This is a genomic window from Geminicoccus sp. (assembly GCF_035556675.1).
Classification (GTDB): Bacteria; Pseudomonadota; Alphaproteobacteria; order Geminicoccales; family Geminicoccaceae; genus Geminicoccus.
Genome location: NZ_DATMFZ010000150.1, coordinates 1 through 4,519, shown reverse-complemented (window position 1 = coordinate 4,519; position 4,519 = coordinate 1). Strand labels below are relative to the sequence as shown.

Genomic DNA, 4,519 nt, shown 5'->3' with positions numbered 1-4,519 from the left:
CGGCCGGCCGCTGCCTTCCAACAGCGCCACCGCCTCTCGCTTGAACTCCGGCGTGAACTCCCGTCGCGTCTTCGCCATCAGATCACCTTCCTCGCCCTCAAGGAGCGTAGCAGAGGTGTCCGCCAAATCGGGGGAAGATCATCAAGGAGCTGGAGCGCGAAGTCCGCGAGCTGCGCCAGGCCAACGAGATCCTGCGCAAGGCATCAGCGTATTTGCCCAGGCGGAGCTCGACCGCCGGTTCAAGCCATGATTGCCTTCGTTGACGATCATCGCACGACCTATGGGGTCGAGCCGATCTGCAGGGTACTGCCGATCGCCCCGTCCACCTACTACGCTCATGTGGCACAGCGGTGCGACCCAGCGCGATCCTCGCTGCGTACACAGCGCGACAACCTGCTCTAGGCGGAGATCCGCCGGGTGCATGTGGAGCACTTTGGCGTCTATGGCGTGCGCAAGGTCTGGCACCAGCTCCGGCGCGAGGGCACAGCCGTGGCCCGCTGTACGGTCGCGCGGCTGATGGGCCAGCTCGGACTGCGCGGTGTGGTACGTGGCAAGGAGACCTGGACGACGCTGCCCGATAAGGGCGCACCATACCCGGCCGACAAGGTGAACCGGCATTTTTGCGCGTCGCGGCCGAACCTGCTCTGGTTGTCCGACTTCACCTATATCGCCACCTGGCAGGGCTTCGTCCACGTGGCCTTCGTCATCGACGCCTACGCCCGACGCATCGTCGGCTGGCGCGTGTCGCAGACGGCCCGGGCTGGCTTTGTCCTCGATGCTCTGGAGCAGGCGCTGCATGACCGCCGCCCGGTCCGCGGCACCGGCCTGGTGCACCACAGCGATCGCGGTGTGCAGTATGTCTCGATCCGCTACCCCGAGCGGCTGGCAGAGGCCGGGATCGAGCCCTCGGTCGGCAGCGTCGGCGACAGCTACGACAACGCCCTGGCGGAGAGCGTCATCGGCCTGTTCAAGACCGAGGTCATCCGCCGCCGCGGCCCCTGGCACAGCCTGGACGCCGTCGAGTTCGCCACCCTGGAATGGGTGGAATGGTTCAACAACCGCCGTCTCCTCGGGCCCGTCGGCAACATTCCTCCCGCCGAGGCCGAGGAGCGGTACTACGAGCAGCTTGAGGCACCCGCACTGGCGGCGTGATTCAAGCCCACCAGCCTCCGGCAAACCTGGGACGGTTCAATGCCGCTGCTGTGGAGGCACGGCATGGAGCTGGTCCGTCCGGCTGGTTCTGCGCCGTCACCATCGCTCTGGTCAGATGGGAGGCATGACGGGTCGCGCGGCACCATTCGCCGCGGGCTCATCCGGGCGGATGTTCGGGCAGGCGCTCGTGGTCGTGCAGGCTGGCGGGTGGCACGTCGGCGGCATCGGCTGCGAGCGTGGGTGGGAAAGAAAGAGGGGCGGCCTCCGGATCGGCGGCCGCCCCAAGCAGGCATCACAACGTCAGGAAGAACTGGGCCGGCCGCACCCTGGGGGGGAGAAGGGTCGCCGGCCCATGACCTGAATTCTACGCCTGCGCGGTGAATCAAAGGTTAACGCAGAGGGCTGCGCCAAAAGATTCTGGCGTGCGGGAGGCGAGCAATGCGTATCATGATATGTATGTCCGTCATTCATCGGAGTGCTGCCGCGGCTTGCCCCGCACCGGCGAAGTGCTAAGGCTGACCAACCGATGGGTATGACAGCGTGGGGTGTGTATATGAGGCTCCGGCTCCGCCTGTGCAGCATGCTGGTCCTGGGCTTGGCCCTGGCCGTGCCGCTGGCCGCTCCGTCCCCGGCACGAGCGCAGGGCGATCCGGAGCCGGGAGGAGGTGAACGGGTCGAGCTGCGCATCCTCGCGATCAACGATTTTCACGGCAACCTGCTGCCGCCGGCCGGGGGCATCAAGCTGCCGGATCCGGACGATCCGGAGCAGACCGTCGCCGTGCCGGCCGGGGGGGCGGAGGCGATGGCGACGCTGATCACACAGCGCCGTGCCGGCCGGCCGAACGCGATCTTCGTGGCCGCCGGCGACCTGATCGGCGCCAGCCCGCTCCTGTCCGGCATCCTGCACGACGAGCCGACGATCGACAGCCTGTCGAAGATGGGGCTGGAGGCGAGCGCCGTCGGCAACCACGAGTTCGACGATGGCCTGGCCGAGCTGCTTCGCCTCCAGCATGGCGGCTGCCCGCCCGGCCAGCCGGACTGTGCCGACAGCGAGCGGTTCGCGGGTGCGGGCTTCCAGTATCTGGCCGCCAGCACGATCGACGATGCGACCGGCCAGCCGGTGCTGCCGCCCTATCATGTGAGGGAGTTCGAGGGCGTGCCGGTGGCGTTCATCGGCCTGACCCTTAAGGGCACCCCGGGCATCGTGGTCCCGTCGGGCGTGGCCGGCCTGACCTTCAAGGACGAGGCCGAGACGGTCAACGCGCTGGTCCCGGAACTGCGCGCCAAGGGCATCGAGGCGATCGTGGTGCTGATCCACGAGGGCGGCTATCCGACCGGCGGCATCAACGAGTGCCCGGGCATCTCCGGCGCCATCACCGAGATCGTGCCGAAGCTCGACCCCGCCGTGGACCTCGTGATCAGCGGCCATACCCACAAGGCCTATGTCTGCGAGATCGACGGGCGCCTCGTCACCAGTGCCGACAAGTTCGGCACGCTGGTGACCGAGATCGACCTGACCCTCGACCGCAACAGCCGCGACGTGGTCACGGCCAAGGCGGAGAATCTCGTCGTCCGGACCGAGGAACTCGCGAGGGACCCGCAGCAGACGGCGCTGATCGAGCACTACCAGAAGATCGTGCAGCCGCTGGCCGAGCGGGTGGTGGGCCATGTGGCCGCCGCACTGACCAAGGAGGAGACGCCGGCAGGCGAAACCACGCTCGGTGACGTGATCGCCGATGCGCAGCTGGCCGCGACCAGGCCCGAGCGTGCCAGTGGGGCGGAGATCGCCTTCACCAACCCGGGTGGCGTGCGCACCGAGCTGCCCTTCAGGAACGGCGGTGCGGTCACCTATGCCGACCTGTTCGCCGTGCAGCCGTTCGGCAACTCGCTGGTGACCATGGAGCTGACCGGCCGGCAGATCGAGCGGCTCCTGGAGCAGCAGTGGCTGGACCAGCCCAAGCCGCGCATCCTGCACGTCTCGGCGGGCTTCACCTATCGCTGGGACGGCGCCAGGCCGCCGGGCGAGCGGGTGGATCCCGCGAGCATGATGCTGCACGGCCAGCCGATCGAGCCGGATGGAGCCTACCGGATCACGGTCAACAGCTTCCTGGCCGAGGGGGGCGACGGCTTTTCGGTGCTGAAGGAGGGCAAGGACCGGGTGACCGGGCCCTACGACGTCGACGCGCTGGCCGACTATTTCGGCGAGATCGAACTGGTGAAGCCGGGACCGCTCGACCGGATCGGCCGGGTCGACTAGAGCAGGTACCGGCCTGACGACCGCTGTTGTACGGATGGCGGCCGCCTGGGCGCCCCGACCTCGTGCCCTCGGGCGAGCTTTCTGGCCGGCATCGCCACGCAGCGCGAACCTAGCGGCGGGTCGCGGAGGGCCTCGCGCGCCTGCGGCACCGGGAGCATGGGCGCCCGGGGGTCGTTCAGTGCTTCGCCACGAAGTCCTCGATCATCGTGGCGAAGCCTTCGGGATCGCGGACTGGCCCGTCGTGAGTGACGCCCGGCAAGGCGGCCACCTCCGCCCGGGGCAGGCACGCGTCCATGGCTGCCGCGATGTGCGGCCAGTAGGCGTTGCTCTTCGCGCCATGCACGATGAGCACCGGCCGATCCAGCTCCTTCAGCATGTCGCAGCTCACGTCCCATGGTGGTGCCGACCACAGCAGCGGCACGGACCGCGCGTTGTCGAGCTGCATCGTCCGGATTTCCCGCGGCTGGCTCTCGAAACCGCCCGGCGGCAGCTGGAACACGCCCTCGACCAGCAGCCGGGTAGCAGTTTCGGCATCGCCCGCCTCCACCGCCGCGGTGGCGGGGCCGAACATCCTCTCCATCGCGTCCCGTGCCGCGTTCCCTGCCTCGCCTTCCTGAATCATCGAGGGCAGGGCCGGCTCGAACAGGATCAGGCTCCGCACGGCATCGGGATCCGCCAGCGCCGCGGCGATAGCCACGTTGGCGCCATAGGACCACCCGACCAGGTGCACCGGCTCGATGTCGAGCGCCCTGATCAATGCGGCCACATCGTCGGCATGAGTCCCGACGCTGAACTTCTCGCCCTGGTCCAGCCAGTCGCCGGTGCCGAAGTATCTGAGGGTTGGCGCGATGAAGCGGTAGCTGCCGGTGATCTCCGCCCGGACCGGCGCCCAGGCGCGGAGGTCGCCCGCTGCACCATGGACGAAGACGACGGGCTGGCCGGTTCCCTCATCCAGATAGGACATCGTGATGCCGTTGACATCAACCTCCTTGGTGGCTGGCCCGGCCGCATTCGCAGCCACAGCCCAGATGAGGACGACGAAGCCGAGGGAAAGAGGACAGTATGGACGCGCGAACATGGGCCCCTCCCGATGAGCATCGGCCGACACAC

At 68.3% G+C, this 4,519-nt stretch carries 2 protein-coding genes, 1 pseudogene and 1 other annotated feature; of the genes and pseudogenes, 2 read left to right on the top strand and 1 reads right to left on the bottom strand.

The window, feature by feature from the left end; genetic code table 11:
• Positions 1–140: 140 nt before the first annotated feature.
• A pseudogene (locus VNS22_RS11370) lies at positions 141–1,152 on the top strand (IS3 family transposase); the annotation flags it as partial.
• Positions 206–321: a sequence feature (AL1L pseudoknot), on the top strand. (Overlaps the previous pseudogene by 116 nt.)
• Before the next feature lie 553 nt (positions 1,153–1,705).
• Positions 1,706–3,409: a bifunctional metallophosphatase/5'-nucleotidase gene (locus VNS22_RS11365; RefSeq protein ID WP_325732463.1), complete on the top strand. Its 1,704-nt coding sequence runs from the start codon at positions 1,706–1,708 to the stop codon at positions 3,407–3,409.
• Between the two features lie 175 nt (positions 3,410–3,584).
• Here VNS22_RS11365 and VNS22_RS11360 read toward each other — a convergent pair whose 3' ends face one another.
• Positions 3,585–4,373 carry an alpha/beta hydrolase gene (locus VNS22_RS11360; protein WP_325732461.1) on the bottom strand — a complete coding sequence of 263 codons (789 nt, stop codon included), beginning with the start codon at positions 4,371–4,373 and terminating at the stop codon, positions 3,585–3,587.
• Between the last annotated feature and the right edge of the window lie 146 nt (positions 4,374–4,519).

Coding starts and splice junctions, on each gene's coding strand:
- VNS22_RS11365 (WP_325732463.1), top strand. CDS start 1,706: ATGAGGCTCCGGCTCCGCCTGTGCAGCATGCTGGTCCTGGGCTTGGCC.
- VNS22_RS11360 (WP_325732461.1), bottom strand. CDS start 4,373: ATGTCCTATCTGGATGAGGGAACCGGCCAGCCCGTCGTCTTCGTCCAT.